The organism is Shinella sp. Sh6 (assembly GCF_055392685.1).
Genome location: NZ_AP044005.1, coordinates 2,966,887 through 2,990,474, shown reverse-complemented (window position 1 = coordinate 2,990,474; position 23,588 = coordinate 2,966,887). Strand labels below are relative to the sequence as shown.

Annotated in this window: 22 protein-coding genes; 13 read left to right on the top strand and 9 right to left on the bottom strand. The window is 67.8% G+C overall.

The features are described from left to right. Window positions 1-11: 11 nt before the first annotated feature. Both ACZ5TO_RS14290 and ACZ5TO_RS14285 read right to left on the bottom strand, forming a co-directional pair. Window positions 12-698, bottom strand: a complete 687-nt coding sequence (locus ACZ5TO_RS14290) for a GntR family transcriptional regulator (protein WP_464798565.1) — start codon at window positions 696-698, stop codon at window positions 12-14. A gap of 322 nt (window positions 699-1,020) precedes the next feature. Beyond that, the gene (locus ACZ5TO_RS14285) at window positions 1,021-2,235 is read right to left on the bottom strand and encodes an NnrS family protein (protein WP_464798564.1); all 1,215 of its coding nucleotides are present in this window, start codon (window positions 2,233-2,235) and stop codon (window positions 1,021-1,023) included. A gap of 211 nt (window positions 2,236-2,446) precedes the next feature. On the opposite strand from ACZ5TO_RS14285, the gene nirK reads away from it, so the two are divergent. The 3 genes from nirK (at window position 2,447) to ACZ5TO_RS14270 (ending at window position 5,383) form a co-directional block, all read left to right on the top strand. Next, entirely contained in the window at window positions 2,447-3,589 is a 1,143-nt protein-coding gene (gene nirK / locus ACZ5TO_RS14280) for a copper-containing nitrite reductase (RefSeq protein WP_184145297.1), read from the top strand. A 120-nt stretch (window positions 3,590-3,709) separates the two neighbouring features. Then, complete coding sequence (locus tag ACZ5TO_RS14275; protein WP_464798563.1) at window positions 3,710-4,624, top strand: SUMF1/EgtB/PvdO family nonheme iron enzyme; 915 nt, start codon at window positions 3,710-3,712, stop codon at window positions 4,622-4,624. A 63-nt stretch (window positions 4,625-4,687) separates the two neighbouring features. Further along, entirely contained in the window at window positions 4,688-5,383 is a 696-nt protein-coding gene (locus tag ACZ5TO_RS14270) for a cyclic nucleotide-binding domain-containing protein (protein WP_184145295.1), read from the top strand. A 9-nt stretch (window positions 5,384-5,392) separates the two neighbouring features. On the opposite strand, the gene ACZ5TO_RS14265 is transcribed toward ACZ5TO_RS14270, so the two are convergent. Beyond that, window positions 5,393-6,598: an ROK family transcriptional regulator gene (locus ACZ5TO_RS14265; protein ID WP_464798562.1), complete on the bottom strand. Its 1,206-nt coding sequence runs from the start codon at window positions 6,596-6,598 to the stop codon at window positions 5,393-5,395. A gap of 163 nt (window positions 6,599-6,761) precedes the next feature. Here ACZ5TO_RS14265 and ACZ5TO_RS14260 point away from each other — a divergent pair, with 163 nt between their 5' ends. From ACZ5TO_RS14260 to ACZ5TO_RS14240, 5 genes are all read left to right on the top strand, one after another. Beyond that, window positions 6,762-8,000, top strand: a complete 1,239-nt coding sequence (locus tag ACZ5TO_RS14260) for an extracellular solute-binding protein (RefSeq protein ID WP_464798561.1) — start codon at window positions 6,762-6,764, stop codon at window positions 7,998-8,000. 69 nt (window positions 8,001-8,069) lie between these two features. After that, window positions 8,070-8,954: a carbohydrate ABC transporter permease gene (locus ACZ5TO_RS14255; protein ID WP_464798560.1), complete on the top strand. Its 885-nt coding sequence runs from the start codon at window positions 8,070-8,072 to the stop codon at window positions 8,952-8,954. Further along, window positions 8,954-9,799 (top strand): carbohydrate ABC transporter permease, encoded by an 846-nt coding sequence (locus ACZ5TO_RS14250; protein ID WP_464798559.1) that lies wholly within the window; start codon window positions 8,954-8,956, stop codon window positions 9,797-9,799. The genes ACZ5TO_RS14255 and ACZ5TO_RS14250 overlap by 1 nt, the downstream gene beginning before the upstream one ends. A 3-nt stretch (window positions 9,800-9,802) precedes the next feature. Further along, entirely contained in the window at window positions 9,803-10,726 is a 924-nt protein-coding gene (locus ACZ5TO_RS14245; protein ID WP_464798558.1) for a PfkB family carbohydrate kinase, read from the top strand. Continuing rightward, complete coding sequence (locus ACZ5TO_RS14240) at window positions 10,723-11,787, top strand: ABC transporter ATP-binding protein (RefSeq protein WP_464798557.1); 1,065 nt, start codon at window positions 10,723-10,725, stop codon at window positions 11,785-11,787. The genes ACZ5TO_RS14245 and ACZ5TO_RS14240 overlap by 4 nt, the downstream gene beginning before the upstream one ends. Window positions 11,788-11,793: 6 nt before the next feature. Here the strand turns inward: ACZ5TO_RS14240 and scpA are convergent, their stop codons facing one another. The 4 genes from scpA to ACZ5TO_RS14220 all read right to left on the bottom strand — a co-directional run bounded on the left by scpA (window position 11,794) and on the right by ACZ5TO_RS14220 (window position 15,681). Then, a complete protein-coding gene (scpA, locus tag ACZ5TO_RS14235; RefSeq protein WP_464798556.1) occupies window positions 11,794-13,920 on the bottom strand; it encodes a methylmalonyl-CoA mutase in 2,127 nt (708 codons plus the stop codon). A 140-nt stretch (window positions 13,921-14,060) separates the two neighbouring features. Beyond that, window positions 14,061-14,390, bottom strand: a complete 330-nt coding sequence (locus ACZ5TO_RS14230; protein ID WP_464798555.1) for a cupredoxin domain-containing protein — start codon at window positions 14,388-14,390, stop codon at window positions 14,061-14,063. Then, window positions 14,387-14,908 (bottom strand): DUF4142 domain-containing protein, encoded by a 522-nt coding sequence (locus ACZ5TO_RS14225; protein WP_464798554.1) that lies wholly within the window; start codon window positions 14,906-14,908, stop codon window positions 14,387-14,389. The genes ACZ5TO_RS14230 and ACZ5TO_RS14225 overlap by 4 nt, the downstream gene beginning before the upstream one ends. An 83-nt stretch (window positions 14,909-14,991) precedes the next feature. Beyond that, window positions 14,992-15,681, bottom strand: a complete 690-nt coding sequence (locus ACZ5TO_RS14220) for an RNA polymerase sigma factor (RefSeq protein ID WP_464798553.1) — start codon at window positions 15,679-15,681, stop codon at window positions 14,992-14,994. A 293-nt stretch (window positions 15,682-15,974) separates the two neighbouring features. Here ACZ5TO_RS14220 and ACZ5TO_RS14215 point away from each other — a divergent pair, with 293 nt between their 5' ends. After that, entirely contained in the window at window positions 15,975-16,439 is a 465-nt protein-coding gene (locus ACZ5TO_RS14215; protein WP_184145284.1) for an RrF2 family transcriptional regulator, read from the top strand. 6 nt (window positions 16,440-16,445) lie between these two features. Here ACZ5TO_RS14215 and ACZ5TO_RS14210 read toward each other — a convergent pair whose 3' ends face one another. Continuing rightward, window positions 16,446-17,522 (bottom strand): acyl-CoA dehydrogenase family protein, encoded by a 1,077-nt coding sequence (locus ACZ5TO_RS14210; protein ID WP_464798552.1) that lies wholly within the window; start codon window positions 17,520-17,522, stop codon window positions 16,446-16,448. 265 nt (window positions 17,523-17,787) lie between these two features. On the opposite strand from ACZ5TO_RS14210, the gene ACZ5TO_RS14205 reads away from it, so the two are divergent. Then, window positions 17,788-19,101 (top strand): FAD/NAD(P)-binding protein, encoded by a 1,314-nt coding sequence (locus ACZ5TO_RS14205; RefSeq protein ID WP_464798551.1) that lies wholly within the window; start codon window positions 17,788-17,790, stop codon window positions 19,099-19,101. A gap of 3 nt (window positions 19,102-19,104) precedes the next feature. On the opposite strand, the gene ACZ5TO_RS14200 is transcribed toward ACZ5TO_RS14205, so the two are convergent. Continuing rightward, window positions 19,105-20,124, bottom strand: coding sequence for a LacI family DNA-binding transcriptional regulator (locus ACZ5TO_RS14200; RefSeq protein WP_464798550.1), 1,020 nt, complete (start codon window positions 20,122-20,124; stop codon window positions 19,105-19,107). Between the two features lie 272 nt (window positions 20,125-20,396). On the opposite strand from ACZ5TO_RS14200, the gene ACZ5TO_RS14195 reads away from it, so the two are divergent. From ACZ5TO_RS14195 to ACZ5TO_RS14185, 3 genes are all read left to right on the top strand, one after another. Further along, window positions 20,397-21,443, top strand: coding sequence for an ABC transporter substrate-binding protein (locus ACZ5TO_RS14195; protein ID WP_464798549.1), 1,047 nt, complete (start codon window positions 20,397-20,399; stop codon window positions 21,441-21,443). 69 nt (window positions 21,444-21,512) lie between these two features. Continuing rightward, entirely contained in the window at window positions 21,513-22,334 is an 822-nt protein-coding gene (locus ACZ5TO_RS14190; protein ID WP_464798548.1) for an ATP-binding cassette domain-containing protein, read from the top strand. Continuing rightward, the gene (locus ACZ5TO_RS14185; protein ID WP_184145278.1) at window positions 22,331-23,575 is read left to right on the top strand and encodes a sugar ABC transporter permease; all 1,245 of its coding nucleotides are present in this window, start codon (window positions 22,331-22,333) and stop codon (window positions 23,573-23,575) included. Before ACZ5TO_RS14190 ends, ACZ5TO_RS14185 begins: the two co-directional genes overlap by 4 nt. The last annotated feature ends 13 nt before the right edge of the window (window positions 23,576-23,588 follow it).

Here is a 23,588-nt window from a genome sequence, read left to right as displayed (position 1 = left end):
TCCTGCGCGGGTCAGATATCGTTGACGATGAGGTCGGGGTAGCGGGCGGAAAGCTGCTCCGTCACCTTCAGCACTTCCGACAGATGGTGGCGCACGGCCTTCTCGGCGGCGTCGGGATCGCGCGCGCGGACGGCGGCGATCATCTTCTCGTGCTGCTCGATCAGCACGGAGACGGGCGTGACGTTCGGCAGGCTGAGGAAGCGCAGCCGGTCGAACTGTGCCTTCTCCCGCTCCAGCACCGTCCAGATGTCCCCGACCGCGATGCCGTTGGCGAAGGCGCGGTGGAAGGCGTCGTCGGCCTCGGTGAAGCGGACGGGATCCTCGCGGGCCGCATCCTGCTCGGCCATGATGGCGTCGAGCTGGGCGAGCACCGCCTCGGAAAGGCCTTCGATGGCGGCCTTGCGGAACACGGCGACCTCGATGGCCTCGCGCACGAAGCGGGCGCGCCGCACCGCCTGCAGCGAGATCGGCGTGATCAGCGTGCCGCGCTGCGGCCAGACCTCGACGAGGCCTTCGTCGACGAGCCGCAGCAGCGCCTCGCGAACCGGCGTGCGGCTGGTGTTGAACCGGCGCGCCAGCTCGTTCTCGGAGACCTTGGCGCCGGGCATCAGCCGCAGCGTGATGATCTCGTCGCGGATGACGTCGTGGATGTCGTCGACGCTCGACGGCGCGCCGGCCGGGTTCTGGGCGCCCCTCATGCGCGGCAACCGCAACGGCTGCCGCGGGCGGCAGAGGTCATTTCATGCATAGCCACCATGGTCATCCTGTCACCGGCCCGCCGTTCCATCGCGTCCCGCCCGTCCCGGTCCTGCCGGGCCGCGCTGACGCCGGCTCGCCAAAGAGCATGACTTCGGGCTCCAAGGCAAGGCCCCGCGCCTGCCGGGGCGTATAATGCATGCTAGTATACAAGATGAGGGGAGGGAGGCAAGCGGATGCGGAAGATTCCGCCTTCGCAAAGCAGGAGGGGGAGACCGCAGGAGATGGCACCTGCGGCCTTGCCCGGCTGACGATGCCTGTTCCCTACAGCGGCGTGCGGCGCCGGCGGGTGAGGATCGGCGCATATTCCAGGCAGAAGAGGCCGAAGGCGGTGATCCAGAGGACGCCGGAGGCGGCATAGATCGTCTGGCTCATGTCGGGAAGGACCTCGCCGAGCGGGCGGACCAGCGCGCACGCGAAGACCGCCACATAGGCCGCGACGGTCAGGCGCGAGGCCGTCAGGGCATGGCCGGTATGGCCGAGGCTGGCGCGCGTCATCACCGCCAGCATCATGCCGGCAATGGCGCCGACGGAGAGGAGATGCAGCACCGAGCGCTCCTCCAGCCAGCCGTTGGCGGCAAGGGCGATGGCCAGAAGGCCGAGCGGGATGAAGGCATAGGCGACGTGGAGGACGACGAGCAGCTTTTCCTGTGCCGTCGTCCAGCCGCGCCAGCGGTAGAGGCGGACGGCGTTGAGGACGGCGCCGACAAGTGCGAGCACGGTCGTCGCGGGATGCATCGGATCGGCGGTCCAGGCGGCGAGCGCCGCGGTGCCGGCGAGGATGGCGGCGGTGTCGAAGCGGTTGAAGGGGACCGGGAATTTCGTCCGCCCCGCCTTGGCGAGCCAGTTGCGGGTGAAGCTCGGCACGATGCGCCCGCCGATGATCATCACCAGTATGACATAGGCGGAAAGGGCGAGGCGGATCGTCACCTCGTCGCGGTCGCCGCCGATGATGGCGACGTGGTAGAGCCCGTTCGCCAGCGAAAGGGCGAGGAGCGCCCCGAGCACCTTCAGGTCCTTCCACTTGCGCCCGGCGACGATCTCGCGCGTGCAGATGAGAAGGAGCACCGGAAGGAAGAGGCCGTCGATCACGGCGGCTGCCGTCACGCCGATCCAGTCGGTCATGAGGAGGGCGATGCGCCCGGCGCACCAGAGGCCGAAGAGCGCGCCGAGCGGCTTGCCGGAAACGGGCAGCCGGCCCGTCCAGTTGGGCACGGCCGTCAGCAGGAAGCCGGCGAGCACGGCCGAGGCGAAGCCGAACAGCATCTCGTGCGCGTGCCAGTTCGGCGCGCCGTAATCGCCGGCGATCTCGATATGGCCGGTGATTACGGCGATCCACAGCGTCATGGCGACGATCGCCCACACGCCGCCGCCGAGGAAGAACGGCCGGAAGCCGTAGGAAAACAGCACCGGGCCGGTGCGGGAAAGGCCGCGTGGAACGGGGCCGCCGACGCGCCCCGCGGTTTGGCTTGCACTCATGATCGTGCTCCTTTGCATGTGTGAGTTTCCTTCTAGGGGCCGCGGCCGGCGGGTTCTTTGCGAGATGACAAAGAGCAAGCAGGCGCCTGCCAAAATGCCGCAGCGGCCGGAAGGACCTGTTTGACCAGCCTCAAAGAGACGGCGCCGAATGCGCGTAGAACGAGAGCAACAGGGCGATACACCGCTCCGTTCTTTCAAAAGGAGACATGCAATGACTGAGCAGTTTCAGATGACCCGCCGCACGATCCTGGGCGGTGCCGCTTTCGCCGGCGTCCTGACGCCGCTCATCGCGGCGACGATGGCACGGGCCGAAGGCGGCGACATCCAGACCGATCCGACCGCCGCGGCCGCAAACGTCGCCAACCTTGAGCGGGTGAAGGTCGAGCTGGTGAAACCCCCCTTCGTCCACGCCCACAGCCAGAAGGCTGACGGCGGCCCGAAGATCCACGAATTCACCCTGACGATCGAGGAAAAGACGATGATCCTCGACGACCAGGGCACGGAAGTCCACGCGATGACCTTCAACGGGTCGGTTCCCGGGCCGATGATGGTCGTGCACCAGGGCGACTATGTCGAGTTGACGCTGATCAACCCCGAGACCAACGAGCTGCAGCACAACATCGACTTCCATTCGGCCACCGGCGGCCTCGGCGGCGGTGCGCTGACCGTGGTCAACCCGGGCGAAAGCACGGTCCTGCGCTTCAAGGCCACCAAGGCCGGCGTCTTCGTCTACCACTGCGCACCTCCCGGAATGGTGCCGTGGCATGTCACCTCGGGCATGAACGGCGCGATCATGGTGCTGCCCCGCGAAGGGCTCACCGACGGGCACGGCAAGGAACTGACCTATGACCGGGTCTACTATGTCGGCGAGCAGGATTTCTACGTGCCGCGCGACGAGAAGGGCAACTTCAAGAAATATGCCAGCGCGGGCGACGCCTATGCCGACACGATCGAGGTGATGCGCACGCTGACCCCGAGCCACATCGTCTTCAACGGCGCGGTCGGGGCCCTCACCGGCGACAACGCCCTGCAGGCGAAGGTGGGCGAGAAGGTGCTGATCGTGCATTCGCAGGCCAACCGCGACACCCGCCCGCACCTCATCGGCGGCCACGGCGACTATGTCTGGGCGACCGGCAAGTTCCGCAACGTTCCTGATGTCGACCAGGAGACCTGGTTCATTCCGGGCGGCACGGCGGGCGCGGCCTTCTACACCTTCGAGCAGCCCGGCATCTACGCCTATGTCAACCACAACCTGATCGAGGCCTTCGAGCTGGGTGCGGCCGCGCACTTCACGGTCACGGGCAAGTGGAACGACGACCTGATGACATCGGTCACGCCCCCGAACGGCGTCTGACCCCTGATGCCCGCCGCCTTGGCGGCGGGCCCTCTCCGGGCCGCCGGTGGCGGCCCGGCCTTTCACCGGCACCCGCCCCGGATGCCGAAACACCGTCCGGGCGCGTGCAAGGAGGCCGTCATGGCTGTGCTCGTTTCGAAACCCGGCATCTCGTGGACTTCACTCGCTTTCCCCGCCGTCCTGCTCGCCGGCCTTGCCGGTACGCTGGCAGTTCAGGCCGATCTCTTCCGTCCCGCGCCGGCGGGGCCCGTCCTCGATGAGCCGCTGACGGTGGAGGTCGCACCGCGCACCTTCCAGTATCGCGACAGCGGCGAATTCTTCCGCAACGGCTTTGCCGTCGACGGCCCGGTCGAGACCGTGACGATCCGCCGTCCGCTCACCATCATGAAATACCAGGTCACCGCCGCCGACTACGGGCGCTGCGTGGCCGATGGCGCCTGCCCGCCGGCCGAGCCGAGCTATGTGCCGGCCGATCCCGCTACCACCCCCGCCACGGGCGTCAGCTATGACGACGCCGTCGCCTATGCCGGCTGGCTGAGCGCCCGCACCGGCGAGATCTGGACGCTGCCGACCGACCGTGACCTTGCCTTTGCCGCCGGCTCGCGCTTCCCGGACGATGCGCTGGGCGTCGACATTAACAGCACCAATCCCGCCGACCGCTGGCTGGCCGACTATCGCCGCGAGGCGGCGCGCAAGGCCTCGCGCGATCCGGTTCCCCAGCCGCTCGGCCGCTTCGGCGAGAGCGAGTTCGGCCTTGCCGACTTCGCCGGCAATGTCTGGGACTGGACGGCAACCTGCAGCCGCCGCGTCAACCTCGACAAGGCGGGGGCCGTCGTGAAGGACACCAAGTCGTGCGGCGTCTACGTTGCGAGCGGCAAGCACCGCGCCTCGCTGAGCTCGTTCGTGCGCAACCCCAAGGGCGGCGGCTGCGCGGTGGGCGTGCCGCCGGACAATGTCGGCTTCCGCCTGGTGAAGGATACCCGCTGGTATGCCGGCCTCCTCGACACGCTTCGCAGGAAAGGATTGCCGTTCTGAACTTCCGGCCGCGGCCCCGGCGTGATAGAAGCCGGTAACGTTCATACCGAGAGGCTACGGATTGTGAAGATCGACAGGACCGTCGTGCGCTCGCTCGCCTTGTTCGAGCGGATGAGCGACGAAGACCTCGACAGATTGCTGGCCCATGCGACCGCGCGCCGCGTGCCGCAGGGCGACGCCGTCTTCGAGCAGGGCCAGCAGGCGGCAAGCTTCTTCCTCCTGCTGCATGGCCGCCTGAAGGTGACGCAGGTGACGCAGGACGGCCAGCAGATCATCGTGCGCGTCGTCCATCCGGGCGACCTTTTCGGCTTCGCCAAGGCGCTGCAGCGGTCAGACTATCCCGGCACCGCGCGCGCGGCGACGGAGAGCGTGATCCTCGGCTGGCCGACGGATCTCTGGCCGAGCTTCGTCGAGCAGAACCCCCGCCTTGCCGTCAGCGCCATGCAGACGATCGGCCAGCGGCTGGAAGAGGCCCATACCCGCATCCGCGAAATGTCGACCGAGGAGGTGGAGCGGCGCGTCGCCCATGCCGTCCTGCGTCTCTCGCGTCAGGCAGGGCGCAAGGAGGAGGACGGCATCCGCATCGACTTCCCCATCTCCCGCCAGGACATCGCCGAGATGACCGGCACGACGCTGCACACCGTCTCGCGCATTCTCTCGGCCTGGGAAGCGCGCGGCCTCGTCGAGGGCGGGCGGCAGAAGCTGCTCGTGCGCGACATGAACGGCCTTTCGGCGCTCGCCGACGGCGCGAAGGAATAGGCTTTCCGCTCAGGTGGCTTCCTTGAGGATCGCCGAGAAGACCGGATCGAAGGCGCGGCGGATGGGATCGGCGGCCGCGCCGAGGGCGACCGCCCAGGGATCCATCGTGCCGAGCTGGAAGCGGGCGATCGTGCGGCCCGGCCGCTCGGCATTCGACGGCAGCAGCGGGAAGACGGCGGCAAACAGCCGCTCGGCGAGCGGCTGCGGCGCGCTGCCGGTCAAAAGCACGGTCTGCGGATCGAAGATGGTCTCGACCATGTGGACGGCCTGCCGGAGATCTGTCGCCGCCCCCTCCAGCCAGTCGAGAATGCGCGGGTCGCCCTCCCGCGTCAGCCGCTCCACCGTCTCGTAGGCATCCGTCGTCGCCGTGTCGAGGCCGAGGCGCTGGAACAGCGAGGCGAGCGAGGCGCGATGCTCCAGCGGCAGGACCGCGCCGCCGCGCGAGAAGAGCACCATGCCGATCTCGCCCGCATTGCGGTTGCTGCCGGTGTAGAGCTCGCCGCCGAGGATGAGCCCGGCGCCGATGCCGTAGCCGAGATAGAGGCAGACGACATGGTCGAGACCATCGGCCGCACCGTTCATGCGCTCGGCCGTCGCGCAGGCCGTGGCGTCGTTCTGCAGGCTGACGTCGAGGCCGGTGCCGGCGGCGAGCGTCTCCAGCAGCGGGAAGGCCTGCCACTTGCCCATCATCCACGGATCGTCTCCGGCGGGCTCCAGCCCGAACGGCCCCGGCATGGCGATGCCGAGCCCGGTAAGCCGGTGGGCGGAGACCGGAATGCGCGCGACGAGGTCGGTGCGCACCCTCTCGACGAGCCGCAGGATCACCCGGCTGCCCTCGACGGGATCGCCCGGAGGCAGGTTGGCGACCGCCCGGGCGGCTTCCCGCCCCAGGAAATCGACGGCGACGACGCGGGTAAGCTCCCGGTCGATCTGCACGCCGAGCGCAAAGGCGCCCTCGGCCACGAGCCGGTAGGGCGTGGAGGGCTGGCCGCGGCCGCGCCGCACCACGTCCTCGGAGGCGACGAGCCCGTCGGCCTCCAGGCCCTCGATGAGGTTGGAGACGGTCTGCTTGGTGAGCCGGGTCGCACGGGCGAGATCGGCGCGCGAGAGTGGGCCGTTCAGGCGGATGGCCTCGATGATGACGCGCCGGTTGTGCGCGCTCGTGCCTTCCTGATTGGTTCCGCTCTTGGCCCGGATCGTCCGCAGTTCGTTCATCGCCACTTCCCTCTTGACACCATTTGATTAATACAGAACAGTTAAGTCAAGACATTTGACTTAATAAGGAACCGAAGAGTTCCGGGAACGGGCCGCAAGGCCCATGGCAAAGACAAGCGCCCGTGCCGGGCGCTTTCGGCATCAAAGCAAACTGGAGGCTGGCATGTTGAAATCGATCTCGAAAACCCTGCTGGGCGCCGCGCTCATCGCCGCCGCGTCCGCTCCGCACGCCTTTGCGGAAACCACGCTCAACGCCCTCTTCATGGCGCAGGCCGCTTATAGCGAAGCGGACGTGCGGGCGATGACCGACGCCTTCACCAAGGCGAATCCGGACGTCAAGGTCAATCTCGAATTCGTGCCCTACGAGGGCCTGCACGACAAGACCGTGCTCGCGCAGGGTTCCGGCGGCGGCTACGACGTCGTGCTCTTCGACGTGATCTGGCCGGCCGAATATGCGGCCAACAACGTGCTGGTCGACGTGTCCTCGCGCATCACCGACGACATGAAGAAGCGCGTCCTGCCCGGTGCCTGGACGACGGTGAACTATGACGGCAAGTCCTACGGCATGCCGTGGATCCTCGACACCAAGTACCTGTTCTACAACAAGGAAATCCTGGAAAAGGCCGGCATCAAGGCGCCGCCGAAGACCTGGGACGAACTGACCGAGCAGGCGAAGATCATCAAGGACAAGGGCCTGCTGGCAACGCCCATCGCCTGGAGCTGGGCGCAGGCGGAAGCCGCGATCTGCGACTACACCACGCTCGTCAGCGCCTATGGCGGTGAGTTCCTGAAGGACGGTAAGCCGGCCTTCGCCGAGGGCGGCGGCCTCGACGCGCTGAAATACATGGTCGACAGCTACAAGTCCGGCCTCACCAACCCGAATTCCAAGGAATTCCTCGAAGAGGACGTGCGCAACGTCTTCCAGAACGGCGAGGCGGCCTTCGCGCTCAACTGGACCTACATGTACAACATGGCCAATGCCGGCAAGGACAGCAAGGTCGCCGGCAAGGTCGGCGTCGTGCCTGCGCCGGGCGTTTCCGGCAAGAGCGAGGTCTCGGCCGTCAACGGCTCGATGGGCCTCGGCATCACCACGACGAGCAAGCATCCCGACGAGGCGTGGAAATACATCGTCCACATGACCTCGCAGGAAACGCAGAACGCCTATGCCAAGCTCAGCCTGCCGATCTGGTCTTCCTCCTATGACGACCCGGCCGTGACCGCCGGGCAGGAAGAGATGATCGCCGCCGCCAAGCTCGGCCTTGCCGCCATGTATCCGCGCCCGACGACGCCGAAGTACCAGGAGCTCTCCACGGCTCTCCAGCAGGCCATTCAGGAAGCGCTTCTCGATCAGGCCTCGCCGGAAGAGGCGCTGAAATCCGCCGCGGAAAACAGCGGCCTCTGACGAATGCGTCTTGCGGGCGGCCCCGGCCGCCCGCACACTCACTGCCCCGAAGACCGACAAGAGGACGCTATGTCCAGCACCTGGATGACGACCCGGGCATGGCTTCTCATGCTGCCGCTCCTGGCGATCATGATCGCGGTGATCGGCTGGCCGATGGCCGATACGGTGCGTCTTTCCTTCACCGATGCCAAGCTCGTCGGCCTCGGCGGCCGGTTCGTCGGCTTCGACAATTACGTGAAGATGCTGACGAGCGGCAATTTCCAGCGCGCCCTTTATGCGACCACATGGTTCGCCGTCGTCTCTGTGACGGCGGAAATGGTGATCGGCGTCCTTGCCGCGCTGCTGCTCAACCAGCGCTTCTACGGCCGCGCCGTGCTGCGCGCGCTGCTCATCCTGCCCTGGGCGCTGCCCACCGTCGTCAACGCGACCCTGTGGCGGCTGATCTACAACCCGGAATACGGCGGGCTGAACGCGGCGCTGACGCAGGTCGGCCTTCTCGATAGCTATCGTTCGTGGCTCGGCGAGCCGGGCACGGCCATGACGGCGCTGATCCTTGCCGACTGCTGGAAGAACTTTCCGCTCGTCGCCCTCATCGCGCTCGCCGCCCTGCAAGCCGTCCCGCGGGACATCACCTCGGCCGCGCTCGTCGATGGCGCAGGGCCCTTCGCACGCTTCCGCTTCGTCGTGCTGCCCTATCTTGCCGGTCCCCTCATGGTGGCGCTGGTGCTGCGCACCATCGAGGCTTTCAAGGTGTTCGACATCATCTGGGTCATGACGCGCGGCGGGCCGGCCAATTCGACGCGCACGCTCTCCATCCTCGTCTATCAGGAGGCCTTCTCCTTCCAGCGGGCGGGCTCGGGCGCCTCGCTCGCCCTCGTGGTCACGCTCATCGTCACCGTGCTGGCGGTCGGCTACGGCCTGCTGGTGCGCCGCGCCGCGGGGAGCGCCGCCTGATGGAACGCCGCAGCCGCCTCGCCTCGATCCTCATCCATGCCGCAGCGCTCCTGCTTGCCGCCGTCATCCTCGCGCCGATCTTCTGGCTCTTCGTCATGAGCATTTCGCCGGCCGCCGACTTGGTCGCAAAGCCGCTCGGCTGGTGGCCGAGCCATGTCGATTTCTCGCGCTATGCGGTCCTCCTCTCGACCGTTCCCAACAGCGCGGGCGCGGCCTTCGTCGCCTCGCTTGTCAACAGCATCCTCGTTGCCGGCATGGCGACGCTCGCGGCCATCGCGCTTGCCATTCCGGCCGGCTGGGCGGTCTCGCGCACGCCTTCGGTCGGCTGGTCGCTGTCGCTGGTGATCGCCACCTACATGCTGCCGCCGGTGGCGCTTGCCGTGCCGCTCTACATGGCGCTCGCCTGGCTCGGCCTTCTCAATTCCGTCTTCGGCCTCGCGCTCGTCTATCTCAGCATCCTCGCGCCCTTCACCACCTGGCTGATGAAATCCGGCTTCGACGGCATTCCGCGCGAGATCGAGCAGGCGGCGATGATCGACGGGGCCGGGCTTTTTACGACATTGCGCATCCTCACCCTGCCGCTCGCCATGCCCATCGTCGCCACCTCGGCGCTCTTCGCCTTCCTGCTCGGCTGGGACGAGTTCTTCTATGCGCTGCTCTTCACTTCCGACCAGCGCGCCCGCACGCTGACCGTCGCCATCGCCGACCTTGCCGGCGGGCGGGTCTCCGACTACGGGCTGATCGCGACCGCCGGCGTGCTCGCCGCGCTGCCGCCGGTGCTGGTCGGCCTCCTCATGCAGCGGGCCCTCATCTCGGGCCTCACCAGCGGCGGCGTGAAAGGATAACGTGTGAGACCGCTTGCCGTCATCGGAAACGTCAATGTCGACCTGATCATGGGTCCGGCCGCCCCCTGGCCGCAGCCGGGCACCGAGATCATCGTCGACCATGACGAATTGCGCCCCGGCGGCTCGGCCGGCAACGCGGCGCTCGCCCTGATGGCGCTCGGCACGCCCTTCGAGATGGCGGCGAGCATCGGCGCCGACAGTTTCGGGACGTGGCTTGCCGGCAGCTTCGGCGATCACGCCCGGAAATGGCCGGTGCACGGCGAGAGCACGACGCTCTCCGTCGGCATCACCCACCCGGACGGCGAGCGCACCTTCTTCACGACGCGCGGCCACCTTCCGCTGTTCAGCCTGGAGGATGTCTTCGCCGTGCTGGACGGGCCGCGCCTTGCCGGCGGCATCGCGCTCCTGTGCGGCTCCTTCCTCACAGACCGGCTGGTGGAGGAATACGACGCGCTCTTCGACTGGGCGGACCGCCACGGCATCGCCGTCGCGCTCGATACGGGCTGGCCGCTCGCCGGCTGGACGGCGGCCAACAAAACGGCGGCGAAACGCTGGCTGTCACGCTGCCGCATCGCGCTTCTCAACGAGGTGGAGACGACCAGCCTTGCGGAGGTGGCCGACCCCGCCGAGGCGGCGCGCATCCTGCGGCGGGGCATGCCGGACGGTGCGATCGCCGTCGTGAAATGCGGGCCGAAGGGCGCGCTGGCCGTTGATCCGCAAGGCCGGCTTTTGCACGCCGAAGCGCCGCCGGTTGCGGTGGTCGATACGATCGGCGCGGGCGACGTGTTCAATGCCGGCTTCCTTGCGGCCTATGCGGCCGGCGAGGGGCTGGCGGCGAGCCTTGCCGCGGGCACCCGCATCGCTTCGCGCGCCATTTCCACCCATCCGCGGCGCTATGCGCCGGACACGCAGGAAATTCCGGCATGAGCACGCTGACCATAGACGCCATCCGCAAGAGCTACGGCGCCGTCGAGACGCTGAAGGGCATCGACATCGATCTTGCGAGCGGGGAGTTCCTCGTGCTGCTCGGTGCGTCGGGCTGCGGCAAGTCCACGCTGCTCAACATCATCGCGGGTCTTGCCGAGCCGACGAGCGGCGATATCCGCATCGACGGGCGCTCCATCGTCGGCATGCATCCGAAGGACCGCGACATCGCCATGGTGTTCCAGTCCTATGCGCTCTATCCCAATCTGACCGTGCATCGGAACATCGGCTTCGGGCTGGAAATGCGCAAGGTCGGCGCGGCCGAGCGCGACAGGGCCGTGCGCGAGACGGCAAGGCTGCTGCAGATCGAGACCCTGCTGGAGCGCAAGCCGGCCCAGCTTTCCGGCGGCCAGCGCCAGCGCGTGGCGATCGGCCGCGCGCTCGTGCGCAATCCGAAGATCTTCCTGTTCGACGAACCGCTATCGAACCTCGACGCCAAGCTGCGCATGGAGATGCGCACGGAGCTGAAGCGCCTGCACCAATTGACGAAGACCACCGTGGTCTATGTCACGCACGACCAGATCGAGGCGATGACGCTGGCGACCCGCATCGCCGTCATGCGCAACGGGCGCATCGAGCAGCTCGGCACGCCGGAAGAGATCTATAACCGCCCGGCGACGCTCTATGTCGCCACTTTCGTCGGCGCGCCGCCGATGAACCTTCTTGCCGCAACCGCGCAGGCCGGCCGGGTGACGGTCGACGGGACCGGGATCGCACTTGCCTTGCCGGGGCTGGAGGCCGTTCCCGCGGGACGCCGGCTCGTGCTCGGCGTCCGCCCCGAGGCGGTGGGGCCGGCGGGCGAGGGGATCGGCTTTTCGGCGCGCTGCGAGGTCGCCGAGCTTACCGGGCCGGAGCGCATCGTCACGGCTTCGGTCGGCGGACAGCGCATCGTGGCGGCCCTGCCGGCGGCCGCGCGCGTCGAGGCGGGCGAGGAGGTCACCCTCCATGTCGATCCCGCCTCCTTCCATGTCTTCGACGCCGAGACGGAAGCGCGGCTGAACTGACCGTCTCTATTGGTTGCGAATCCGGCCGTCCACGAGGTCGAGCACGGCATTGGCCGCATCGAGCACGTTCGTGCCGGGGCCGAAGACGGCCGAAACGCCGTTCTCCAGCAGGAAGTCGTAGTCCTGCCGCGGAATGACGCCGCCGACGACCACCACGATGTTCTCCGCCCCGCGCTTGCGGAGCGCCTCGACCAGCGCCGGGGCCAGCGTCTTGTGCCCGGCGGCGAGCGAGGACATGCCGACGACCTGCACCTTCCCGGAAACGGCAAGGTCGGCCGCCTCCTCCGGCGTCTGGAACAGCGGGCCGACGGTGACGTCGAAGCCGAGATCGCCGAAGGCCGAGGCGATGACCTTGGCGCCGCGGTCATGGCCGTCCTGGCCGAGCTTGGCCACCATGATCTTCGGCTTCGCCGCGCGCGCGGCGATGCGGCCGGCGAGCGTCCTGTATTCCGGGTCGTCGCCATAGGCCGGGCCGTAGATGTCGCCGACGACGTCGGGCACCGCCGCATGGTCGCCGAAGGCGCGGCGCATGGCGTCGGAAATCTCGCCCACCGTCGCGCGCGCCCGCGCGGCTGCGACGGCGGCTTCGAGGAGGTTGCCCCGGCCGGTCTTCGCGACGGCTTCCAGCCCGGCGAGCGCCCCGGCCACCGCTGCACCGTCGCGGCGGCGGCGGATCTCGTCCAGCCGCTTGATCTGCGCGGCGCGCACGGCGGAATTGTCGATCTCCAGGATGTCGATCGGCTGCTCGTCTTCCAGCCGGTACTTGTTGACGCCGACGATGACCTCGTCGCCGCGGTCGACGGCGGCCTGACGGCGGGTGGCGGCCTCCTCGATCAGCCGCTTCGGCAGGCCCTCGATGACGGCCTTCGTCATGCCGCCCATCGCCTCCACCTCTCCCATGAGAGCCCAGGCCTTCCCGGCAAGCTCATGCGTGAGGCTTTCGACATAGTAGGAGCCGGCGAGCGGGTCGACCACCTTCGTCACGCCCGTCTCGTGCTGGAGAATGAGCTGGGTGTTGCGGGCGATGCGGGCGGAAAACTCCGTCGGAAGCGCGATGGCCTCGTCGAAGGAATTGGTGTGCAGCGACTGCGTGCCGCCGAGCGCGGCGGACATCGCCTCGAAGGCGGTGCGCACGATGTTGTTGTAGGGGTCCTGTTCCTGAAGCGAGACGCCGGAGGTCTGGCAGTGGGTGCGCAGCATGCGGGAGGAGGCCTTCTTCGGCTGGAACTCGTCCATGACGCGGTCCCAGAGCAGGCGTGCGGCGCGCAGCTTGGCCGCCTCCATGAAGAAGTTCATGCCGATGGCGAAGAAGAAGGAGAGGCGGCCGGCAAAATCGTCGACATCGAGGCCCTTGGCGATGGCGGCGCGGACATATTCGCGCCCGTCGGCGATGGTGAAGGCAAGCTCCTGCGTCAGCGTCGCGCCGGCCTCCTGCATGTGGTAGCCGGAGATCGAGATGGAGTTGAACTTGGGCATCTCGCGCGCCGTGTAGTCGATGATGTCGGCGACGATCCGCATCGAGGGCGCGGGCGGGTAGATATAGGTGTTGCGGACCATGAACTCCTTGAGGATGTCGTTCTGGATGGTCCCGGAAAGGGCTTCCCGCGGCACGCCCTGCTCCTCTCCGGCGACGATGAAGCTCGCGAGGATCGGGATCACCGCGCCGTTCATCGTCATGGAGACGGAGACCTTTTCCAGCGGGATGCCGGAGAAGAGGACCTTCATGTCCTCCACGCTGTCGATGGCGACGCCCGCCTTGCCGACATCGCCGACGACGCGGGGATGGTCGCTGTCATAGCCGCGGTGGGTGGCAAGGTCGAAGGCGACGGAAACGCCCTGCTGGCCGGCGGCGAGCGCCTTGCGGTAGAAGGCGTTGGAGGCTTCGGCGGTGGAGAAGCCGGCATATTGGCGGATCGTCCAGGGCCGGCCGGCATACATGGTGGCACGCGGCCCGCGCACGAAGGGAGAGAAGCCCGGGAGCGAGCCGAGGTGGTCGAGGCCTTCAAGGTCCTGCGCCGTATAGACGGGCTTGACGGTTATGCCTTCCGGCGTCTGCCAGTCGAGCGTTCCGGGCGCGGCGCGCAGCTCCTTCTCGGCCAGCGCTTCCCAGTCCTTCAACGTCTTCTCGCTCATTCCGCTCACACTCCAGGATCGTTCCGCGCGACCCTATCACGGCCTTTTGCTTTCATCACGCCCTCCCTTCGGCCAAGGAGGGGGCGGGAAAGCGGCCATGGGAGACCGCCGCGCGGAGTGCACGCGGCGGGCAAGCGCTGTCAGGCAACGACCTTGATCCTGCCCGTCATGTTGGGATGGAAGCGGCAGTAATAGTCCACACTGTCGTCGGCGGTCACGACATGGGTTGCCGACTTGCCGGGCGGGATGGACACCTCCCAGCCGCCCTTGACGGTGGCGGTGTGGGCGAAGGGATCCCTGTTGGTCCATTCGATCGTTTCGCCGGCCTTCACCTCGATTTCCGCAGGCTGGAAGGCGAGCTTGTCGATCGTCACATGGACCGTGCCGTTGTGGGCGCGGGCGAGCGTGCCGCCGGCAAGGACCGCGGCGCTCGCTGCCAGCAACTGGCGCCGGTTGAGAAGGGCGGTCATTTCAGGCCTGCCGCGACGTGTTCGGCATGCTGCTCATGGCCCTGGAACAGTTTCAGGCCGGTTTCCAGCAGGCTCTTCAGCTCGGGGTTCTGCGCCGAGGGGATCAGCAGCGTCTCGAGCGCGCCGTTGACTTCTCTGTGATAGGCAACCTCGTTGTCGATATAGGCCTTGTCGAAGGCTGCGCCGTCGAGCTTGCCGAGTTCGGCGCGCTTTTCCTCGCCGGCCTTGGCGAGCGCCTGGCTGGTCGGGTTGTCCTCGGGCGTCACGCCGAGCTTCTTGACGAGCGCCAGCGCCATGTCGTTGACGGCCTCATGGTCTTTCTGCATCGACCGGGCGAAGGCGGTGACGTCCGGGTTCTTCGTCTTCGACAGGGCGAGCTTGGCCGCTTCCACGTCGATGACGCCGGCGCTGTAGGCGATGTGGGCGATCTGGGGATCGGTCGGCTTGTCGGCGGCGACGGCCAGTGGGGCGGCAAGGGCAAGGCAGGCGGCGCTGAGCGCGCAGATCAGGGTTTTCATCGGGTTCTCCTCGGCGCCGCGGATGGCCGGCGCCCGTTTCGGTTAACGCCCCATTGGATGCCGGCGTGCCCGGGAGGTTCCCGTCATGTGTCGAGGCCGAGCTTTGCGAGAACGGCATCCGTCAGCCGGTCGCAGCGCGTCCCGGCGAAGGGGAAGGCGTCGGTGAGGACGGGGCCGACCTGCTCTTCCAGCCGCGTGCGGATGAGCTTGCGGGCGCGGTGGAGCCGCGTCTTCACGGTCGCCGGTGGCAGGCCGAGGAGCGCGGCCGTCTCCTCCACGCTCAGGCCCTCGATGACGCGGGCGACGAAGACGAGGCGAAAGGCTTCGGGAAGCGCGTCGGTCGCCTCCTCTATGAGGCGGAGAAGCTGCCGCTGCGCCATGACACGCTCCGGATCGGCTGTGGAGGAGGAGAGCGGGAAGGGGATGATGTCGGCCTCGAAGGGCCGGGTTTCCGCCGCCGCGCGCTTCTGGCGCTTCTGCGCGCGCAGCCGCATGAGGGCCGCGTTGAGAGCGATGCGCGAGAGCCAGGTCGAAAGCGAGGCCTCGCCCTTGAAGCCGGCCAGCCGGGAGAAGGCATGGAGATAGGCCTCCTGAAGCACTTCCTCGGCATCGGCATTGCTGCGCAGCACCGCCCGGACGAGCCGGTAGAGCCGCTGGTTGTGGGCCTTGACGATATGGCGGACGGCGTCCGCGTCGCCCGCGGCCGCGCGGCGGATGAGCGATGCTTCCCCGTCGCCGGGAAGGCTGTCGGCAATGTCGTGCAGAATCGGCATCGGATGCTCCTTTCGGGACCTATTGGATGCCGGACCTGCCGGAAGGTTCCCGCAAGAATAGCCGATGCCGCGCGAAAAGGCGGCGAAAATGATGCGGCCGGGGCACGGATGGCAGGAAAACGCCGCAAGGGGTTGACGGGGAAGGGCAATGTTCTTGCGATGCACTGCACAAATAAATTATACCGTTTTTATATGTTTTTCGTACTTCAATGCCTAGAATGAGCCGGAATCGCCCGGCATGGGTGACTGCATGAGGTCCGGATGATGCTCATGCAGGTGGAAAGCAGGCTGAAATGCTGACGAAAAAGGGAAAATACGGTTTGAAGGCCCTGGTCGACCTGGCGCGGCTGGCGCCCGGCGAAACGGCTTTCGTCAGCGAGATCGCGCTGCGCAACAATATCCCGAAGAAATTCCTCGATACGATCCTGCTCGAATTGCGCAATGCCGGCATGCTGCGCTCGAAGAAGGGGCCGGGCGGCGGCTATTCGCTGTCCCATCCGGCCGCGGAAATCCGCATCGGCCATGCCATCCGCGTGCTCGACGGCCCGCTGGCGCCGATCCGCTGTGCCAGCCGCACGGCCTACGAGGCCTGCGAGGACTGTGCCGATCCGGAAGGCTGCCAGGTGCGCCGGGCGATGACCGAGGTGCGCGACGCCATCGCCTCCATCCTCGATACGATGACGCTGGAGCAGTTCGTCGCCGTTCCCGGCGCTTCCGCCATGATCGACGACGAAGAGCTGGAAAAGCGCGTCGGCTGAACCGGCCTAGACTTCCTCCTCCGGCCGGCGGGCCTGCCGGCGCAATTCGCCGCTTTCGCTCAGGATCGCCGCAAGGTGCGCCGGGGGCGTTGCGGGCGTGCCGGCGATGGCGCTTGCGGCTTCCTCCGTGACGGCGAGCGCCGCGGCGGCGGCGAGGAAGGCATTCGTCCTGTGCTGCCCGGCAAGGCCGATCTGTGCGGCGTCGATCGCGCGGCCGGCCTCGGCCACCATCGCCTCGGCGGCGGCAAGCCTTGCCGAGAGGAGCCCGGCGGTGAGCGCATCGCCCGCCGCATCGTCCAGCAGCCGCTGCAAGGCGTGCCGGCCGGCACCGAGCGTGCGTGCGGCCTCCAGCAGCAGTTCCAGCGAGCGGCGGACGTCGTGCGGGGAAGGCTCGCCCGCCGTCTGGATCAGCGCATCGCCCTCCGCAAGCACATCCTTGAACAGCACATGCTCGGCCGGCGGGGCGCCACCGGCCGCCGGCGTACAACTGTTGGCGACATAGTGCAGGCCCTCGCCGCGGGCGGGAAGCAGGAGATGCGTCACCTTCGTGCCCTCGTGGTGGACCGGCACCAGCAGCCAGTCGGCATGGCGGGCGCAGGGGGTACAGAAGGCCTCTCCGCCGAGCCGCCAGGCAAGCCCGCCGGAGGCGAGCGAGAAGCTGTCCGCCGTCTGGCCGCGGCGAACGGAAGCCCTTGCCAGCCGGGCGCCGGCGAGGATTGCGGAAAAGACGGTGTTGCTCTGGCTCTCGCTGCCGTGGCCGCGGATTTCCTCCGCGGCGACGAAATGGGCGGCAAGAATCTCGCCGAGTGCCGGCGAGCGGGCGGCGGCAAGCGCACAGACCTCCGCGAGCACCGTGTTTGAGACGTCGATCCCGCCATGCTCGGTCGGCACGGAGATGCCGAAGAGGCCGGAGCGGGAGAGAAGGTCGAGGCGCGCTTCGGCCGTTTCCGCCGGGACCTCGCCCTCCCCGGGAAGGGCGAAGATGCCGCCGAGGGTGCCGGCGACCGTGACGGCCTCATCCTCCGTGGCGATGATCGCGGCGGTCCGCGCCGCTCGGTCCGGTGCGTATGAGAGAGTACCCATGTCGTCTCCTCCTTGCGGAATTCGTTTCCAGGGCGCACAGGCATTTTCGGAATAGAAAGATCATAGTCTATAGAGATTGTATAGATTGATTTTGGCCTTCTGTCGGCAAGGCCGCTTCATGCGGCTCGCCGCGAGGGGTAACGGACAAGCCCCGAAAGGGTTGCAAACCGGCGTTTTCCAGTCGCCGCATATTATTCTAGTAAAAAGGTAGAATATTATCCGCGGCTGCGCTATTCTCCTCCCACCTGAGAGGAAAGGACAGCGCATGTTCTTCGAAAGGGTCGCAAGGCAAGATGCAACGCCAGCCGGCGCGCAGCCGGCCATGCGGATCGCCATCGTCGGGGCAGGGCCATCGGGCCTTGCCGTGGCAATCGCCCTGATGCGGCGCCTGCCGCAACCCTTCGAGGCCTGGATGGTCGATGCCGGGGATGCGCCGGGCGCCTTCGCCGAAGGGGCGGGCGGGGCGGCGCTGACGGCCGAGCCCGCGCGCGATCTCTCCGTCCTGCCGGACCGGCCGGACGATTTCGCCCGCTGGCTGGGGGACGATCTCGTCGCGCGGGGCATTGCCTCGCTGCACGGCCCGCAGGACCTGCATGTGCCGCGCGCGCTCTTCCGCGCCTATCTCCTCAGCCGCTTTTCCGAGGCGCTTGCGCTTCGCCGCGACGTGCGCATCCGCACCGTGCGCGATGCCGTGCGGCACATCGGGCCGGCGGCAGGCGGCGTGCATATCGGCTTCCAGGAGGGCGAAAGCGCGGTCTTCGACCACGTCTTCGTTGCGACGGGCTTCGGGCTCGCCCATCGCGAGGCGACGTCGTGGCAGGAGGCGCGGGAGGTCGCCGCCCGGCTCTCGGCGATGGAAAGCCCGCCGCCGCTTACCCTCGCCGGCAACGGGCCGCGCCTTGCGGCCGTCCTGCTCGATCTCCGGGCCCGGGGTTTTGCCGGGGAAATCCGTGTCGCGGTGGCGCCCGGCGGATTGCCGCATCCCCATGGCCGCGGCCCTGACGGCGCCGTCTTCGGCCAGCCGCCGGCCACGCGCTCGCTGAAGGATGCTTTTCGCTATATCCGGCGGGAGTGCGGCGATGCGGCGGCGCGGGAAGGCGGCCAGTGGCAGGCCGTCGTCGATGCGGCCTCCGCCCGTCTCGGCGTCGTCTGGCGCAACCTGCCGCCCGCCGCCCGCAACCGCTATCGCCGCCACCTCCTGCCGTTGCACCGGCACTTCTCCATCCGCATCGCCCGCGATGTTCATCGCCGCCTTGCCGCCGAGATCGAAACGGGCCGCACGGTCCTCGTGCCGCTCCGGCAAGGGCCGGTGAAGGACGAGAACACGGTCGACTGCCGCGAAATCCCGGCCGCCCGCGCGCTTGCCGGCATGCTCGGCTGCGACCCGGCCGCCCTCTTCGCCGACGAATGCGGCCATCTCCTCTCGGGCGGTGCGCCGCTTCCCGGCCTTTCGGCCATCGGCGCGGTCGCCTCGGGCCTGCGGCCGGGGCCTTTCACCTTCGCCGAGACGGTGCGCCAGGCCTATCGCGGCGTCCTCGCCCTGCCGTCCCGGCGGCCGACGCGGGCCTTCGGCGGATAGGTCTCAGCCGACCTTCTCCATGATCGGCGGCACCTGGACCACGGTGGGGTCGGTCGCGCCGGAATCGATGATGGCGAAGACGGCTTGCAGCATGTTCGGCACGTCCTGGCGCACCATCTCGATATGGTCGCCCAGCATGGCGACGAAAGGGTCCCAGTCGAAGCAGCCGAGGTGGGGCATGCGCTCGGCATAGTGGCCCGAATGGCGGATCCAGCGCATCACGCCTTCCAGCGAAATGGTGGAGTTGACGAACATGCCGCGCGGCAGGTCGTGCGTGCGCCCGGCAAGCTGTCGCATGGCCTGCTCGGCCTTTTCCGGTGCGTAGCCGCAGGGCAGCACCAGCGTCTCGTCGACGGGAATGCCGGCCTCGACATGCGCATCGCGGAAGCCGCGCATGCGCTCCATCGTATTGTGGTCGGTGCCGCGGCCGCCGACGAAGAGGAGCGGCGCCTTCACGCCGTATTCCCGCTCGCAGTTGGCGAGCACCCGGCGCGTCAGTTCCAGCGCGCCGCCGTAGTTGTCGGAGATGACGGAGGGGGCGCGCGAGCCCGGCAGGTCGAGATTGACGGTGCGCACGCCGGAGGCCGCGCACAGGTCGACGATGCGGTCGGGATCGGTGGCGCCCGTCGCGATCAGGCAGTCGACCTGGTAGGAGAGCATGGCGCGCGCCGCCTCCACCTCCAGCGCCGGGTCGCGCCGCGTGCAGGTGACGATGGGAAAGAGGCCGCGTTCGCGCGCCAGCGCCTCGAACTGCTCGACGATGGAGCCGAAATAGCGGTTGTCGTATTTCGGCACGATCATGCCGATGATCTTCGAGCGCTCGCGGCGCAGCACGCTCGCCTGCATGTTGAGCGCATAGCCCTGTTCCTCGGCGAGCTTCGTGATCCTCTCGGCGAGCTTGGCGCTGATGCGGCGCTTCTTCCAGTTGCCGTTGAGCACGGCGCTGACGGCGCTGGCGGAAGTGCCCGCGAGCTCTGCGAGGTCGTAGATGGTCGTCCGTTTCTGTGGGCTCGTCCGCTTCACATTTTCTCTCCGTTATGCGCGCCACCTTGACATCAATGAAGATTGGTGGCAATTCTTGCTTCATCGATTGAGCAAAGATGCTTCATCGATGAAGTTGCCTGAACAGCAAGGCTGACCCAAGGGAGGAGTCAGACGGAGAACCGACGAACCGGACGTTGCGGCACCCCCGCAGCGAACGATGATCCGCGCGTTTTTGCGTAGCGGAAGCGTCGGCCCCGTATCACCCCTGGAGGCCTGAGGTCGCTGGCGAACATCAACCGTGGAGGAACCCAATGAAGACGCTTACCTATCTGCTCGCATCGACCGGCCTCGTCCTGTCGCTCGGCAGCGCCGCTTTTGCCCAGGAAAACGCGACCGTCGCCTTCCTGATGCCCGACCAGGCCTCGACCCGCTACGAGCAGCACGACTATCCCGGCTTCAAGGCCGAGATGGAAAAGCTCTGCTCGGGCTGCACGGTCATCTACCAGAACGCCAATGCCGACGTCGCGCTCCAGCAGCAGCAGTTCAACTCGGTGATCGCGCAGGGCGCCAAGGTCATCGTTCTCGACCCGGTCGATTCCGCGGCGGCTGCCGCCCTCGTCGAGATCGCCCAGTCGCAGGACGTCAAGGTCATCGCCTATGACCGCCCGATCCCCGACAAGCCGGCCGACTACTACGTCTCCTTCGACAACCAGGGCATCGGCAAGGCCATCGCCCAGTCGCTGGTCGACCACTTGAAGGCCAAGGGCGTTGCGGACGGCGCGGGCGTGCTGGAGATCAACGGCTCGCCGACCGATGCGGCCGCCGGCCTCATCCGCGACGGCATCCATGAGGCACTCTCCGCCTCGCCCTACAAGACGCTCGCCGAGTTCGACACGCCGGACTGGGCGCCGCCGAAGGCGCAGGAATGGACGGCCGGCCAGATCACCCGCTTCGGCGACGAGATCAAGGGCATCGTGGCGGCAAACGACGGCACGGGCGGCGGCGCCATCGCGGCGCTGAAGGCCGCCGGCGTCAAGGAGATGCCGCCGGTGACGGGCAACGACGCGACGATCGCCGCGCTCCAGCTCATCATCTCGGGCGACCAGTACAACACGATCTCCAAGCCCTCGGAAATCGTTGCCGCGGCCGCCGCGAATGTCGCGGTCAAGCTCCTCAAGGGCGAGAAGCCGGAAGCGACCCACACGCTCTACGACACGCCCTCGCAGCTCTTCGTCCCCGCCGTCGTGACGGCGGAGAACATCAAGGCCGAGATCTTCGATAAGGGCATCAACAAGCCGGAAGAAGTCTGCACCGGCGAATATGCCGACGGTTGCCGCAAGCTCGGCATCATGCAGTAAGATCGCTTCCCGTGTCCGGCCGCTTCCTGGCGGCCGGACGCTCCGATCCGTCGAAAAGGTCCACAGGCCATGACAGCCACGCTAGAGAATGCTCCCGCCAAGGGGGAAACGGTGCTGCGCCTTCGCGGCGTATCCAAGAATTTCGGGGCCGTGTCCGCGCTCACGGATATCGAGCTCGAGGTGAAGGCCGGCGAGGTCGTCGCGCTGGTCGGCGATAACGGCGCCGGCAAGTCGACGCTCGTCAAGGTGCTCGCCGGCGTGCACCAGCCGTCGGCCGGCACGATCGAGTTCTGCGGCCGGCAGGTGACGCTCGACAGCCCCGCCAAGGCGCTCGACCTCGGCATCGCCACCGTCTTCCAGGACCTTGCGCTCTGCGAGAACCTCGACGTCGTCGCCAATCTCTTCCTCGGCCACGAGCTTTCGCCCTGGGCGCTCGACGAGGTGTCGATGGAGGTGCGCGCCTGGACGCTGCTGCGCGAGCTTGCCGCGCGCATCCCCTCCGTGCGCGAGCCCATCGCCTCGCTCTCCGGCGGCCAGCGGCAGACCGTTGCCATCGCCCGCTCGCTGCTGCTCGATCCCAGGCTCATCATGCTCGACGAGCCGACCGCCGCGCTCGGCGTCGCCCAGACGGCCGAGGTGCTGAACCTCATCGAGCGCGTGCGCGACCGGGGCCTCGGCGTCATCATCATCAGCCACAACATGGAGGACGTGCGCGCCGTCGCCGACCGTATCGTCGTGCTCCGCCTCGGCAAGAACAACGGCGTCTTCACGCCGGATTCGTCCAACCAGGAACTCGTTTCCGCCATCACGGGCGCAACGGACAACTCCGTCTCGCGCCGGGCCGAGCGCAAGTCCGGCCACGCACAGGAAAGCCACGGGGGCGCAGCATGAGCCAGAATCCTTCCCAGCCGATGCTCGACCGCAGCGACGAGCGCGTGCGCCACGACGACAGCCTCGCCGCCATGGCGAAAGGTTTCATCGACCGCGTGCGCTCCGGCGACCTCGGCATGCTGCCGGTCGCCGTCGGCCTCGTCGTCATCTCCATCGTCTTCTCCGCGCTGAACCCTGTGTTCCTCGCGCCGAACAACCTCGTCAACCTGCTCTTCGACTGCGCCACGGTCGGCGTCATCTCGCTCGGCATCGTCTGCGTGCTCGTGCTCGGCGAGATCGACCTGTCGGTCGGCTCGATGAGCGGCCTTTCCTCGGCGATGGTGGGCGTGCTCTGGGTCAATATGGGCCTGCCGGTCGCCGTCGGCATTCTTGCGGCTCTCGTCGCCGGCGCCGCCGTCGGCCTGCTTTATGCCGCGCTCTACAACCGGCTCGGCATGCCGAGCTTCGTCGCCACGCTCGCCGGCCTCCTCGCGCTGCTCGGCCTCCAGCTCTACATCCTCGGCCCGACCGGCTCGATCAACCTGCCCTATGCCTCCGTGCTGGTGCGCTTCGGCCAGATCCTCATCATGCCGGACTGGCTGTCCTACGTGCTGGCGCTGCTGCCCGGCCTTGCCATGGTCGGCCGCGGGCTCAGGACGCGCAGCCAGCGGCTTGCCGCCAACCTCTCGGCCCAGCCGATGCGGGCGCTGATCCTCAAGGCCGTGGTGCTGACGGCCGTGCTGGAAGCGGCGATGTTCTATCTCAATCTCGGCCGCGGCCTTCCGTGGATGTTCGCCCTCTTCGTCGCGCTCGCCGTTCTCCTCAACTATGCGCTGACGCGCACGCAATGGGGCCGCTCCATGTTCGCCGTCGGCGGCAACAAGGAGGCCGCGCGCCGCTCGGGCATCAACGTGCGCCGCATCTATACCAGCGCCTTCGTGCTCTGCTCGACGCTGGCCGCGCTCGGCGGCGTGCTCTCGGCCGCGCGCCTTGCCTCCTCCAGCCAGCAGGCCGGCACGGGCGACGTCAACCTCAATGCCATCGCGGCGGCCGTCATCGGCGGCACCAGCCTCTTCGGCGGCCGCGGCAGCGCCTATTCGGCCCTCCTCGGCATCATCGTCATCCAGGCGATCTCGAACGGCCTGACGCTGCTGAACCTCTCGTCCTCGCTGCGCTACATGATCACCGGCGGCGTCCTTGCCATCGCGGTCATCGTCGACTCGCTCGCCCGCCGCTCGCGCGTCAGCCACGGCCGCGCCTAAGAATATCGAATGG

Bases quoted from the DNA above. Each gene is read 5' to 3' on its own strand.
- ACZ5TO_RS14290 (WP_464798565.1), bottom strand. From the start codon at position 698: ATGAGGGGCGCCCAGAACCCGGCCGGCGCGCCGTCGAGCGTCGACGAC.
- ACZ5TO_RS14285 (WP_464798564.1), bottom strand. From the start codon at position 2,235: ATGAGTGCAAGCCAAACCGCGGGGCGCGTCGGCGGCCCCGTTCCACGC.
- nirK (WP_184145297.1), top strand. From the start codon at position 2,447: ATGACTGAGCAGTTTCAGATGACCCGCCGCACGATCCTGGGCGGTGCC.
- ACZ5TO_RS14275 (WP_464798563.1), top strand. From the start codon at position 3,710: ATGGCTGTGCTCGTTTCGAAACCCGGCATCTCGTGGACTTCACTCGCT.
- ACZ5TO_RS14265 (WP_464798562.1), bottom strand. From the start codon at position 6,598: ATGAACGAACTGCGGACGATCCGGGCCAAGAGCGGAACCAATCAGGAA.
- ACZ5TO_RS14260 (WP_464798561.1), top strand. From the start codon at position 6,762: ATGTTGAAATCGATCTCGAAAACCCTGCTGGGCGCCGCGCTCATCGCC.
- ACZ5TO_RS14255 (WP_464798560.1), top strand. From the start codon at position 8,070: ATGTCCAGCACCTGGATGACGACCCGGGCATGGCTTCTCATGCTGCCG.
- ACZ5TO_RS14250 (WP_464798559.1), top strand. From the start codon at position 8,954: ATGGAACGCCGCAGCCGCCTCGCCTCGATCCTCATCCATGCCGCAGCG.
- ACZ5TO_RS14240 (WP_464798557.1), top strand. From the start codon at position 10,723: ATGAGCACGCTGACCATAGACGCCATCCGCAAGAGCTACGGCGCCGTC.
- scpA (WP_464798556.1), bottom strand. From the start codon at position 13,920: ATGAGCGAGAAGACGTTGAAGGACTGGGAAGCGCTGGCCGAGAAGGAG.
- ACZ5TO_RS14230 (WP_464798555.1), bottom strand. From the start codon at position 14,390: ATGACCGCCCTTCTCAACCGGCGCCAGTTGCTGGCAGCGAGCGCCGCG.
- ACZ5TO_RS14225 (WP_464798554.1), bottom strand. From the start codon at position 14,908: ATGAAAACCCTGATCTGCGCGCTCAGCGCCGCCTGCCTTGCCCTTGCC.
- ACZ5TO_RS14220 (WP_464798553.1), bottom strand. From the start codon at position 15,681: ATGCCGATTCTGCACGACATTGCCGACAGCCTTCCCGGCGACGGGGAA.
- ACZ5TO_RS14215 (WP_184145284.1), top strand. From the start codon at position 15,975: ATGCTGACGAAAAAGGGAAAATACGGTTTGAAGGCCCTGGTCGACCTG.
- ACZ5TO_RS14210 (WP_464798552.1), bottom strand. From the start codon at position 17,522: ATGGGTACTCTCTCATACGCACCGGACCGAGCGGCGCGGACCGCCGCG.
- ACZ5TO_RS14205 (WP_464798551.1), top strand. From the start codon at position 17,788: ATGTTCTTCGAAAGGGTCGCAAGGCAAGATGCAACGCCAGCCGGCGCG.
- ACZ5TO_RS14195 (WP_464798549.1), top strand. From the start codon at position 20,397: ATGAAGACGCTTACCTATCTGCTCGCATCGACCGGCCTCGTCCTGTCG.
- ACZ5TO_RS14190 (WP_464798548.1), top strand. From the start codon at position 21,513: ATGACAGCCACGCTAGAGAATGCTCCCGCCAAGGGGGAAACGGTGCTG.
- ACZ5TO_RS14185 (WP_184145278.1), top strand. From the start codon at position 22,331: ATGAGCCAGAATCCTTCCCAGCCGATGCTCGACCGCAGCGACGAGCGC.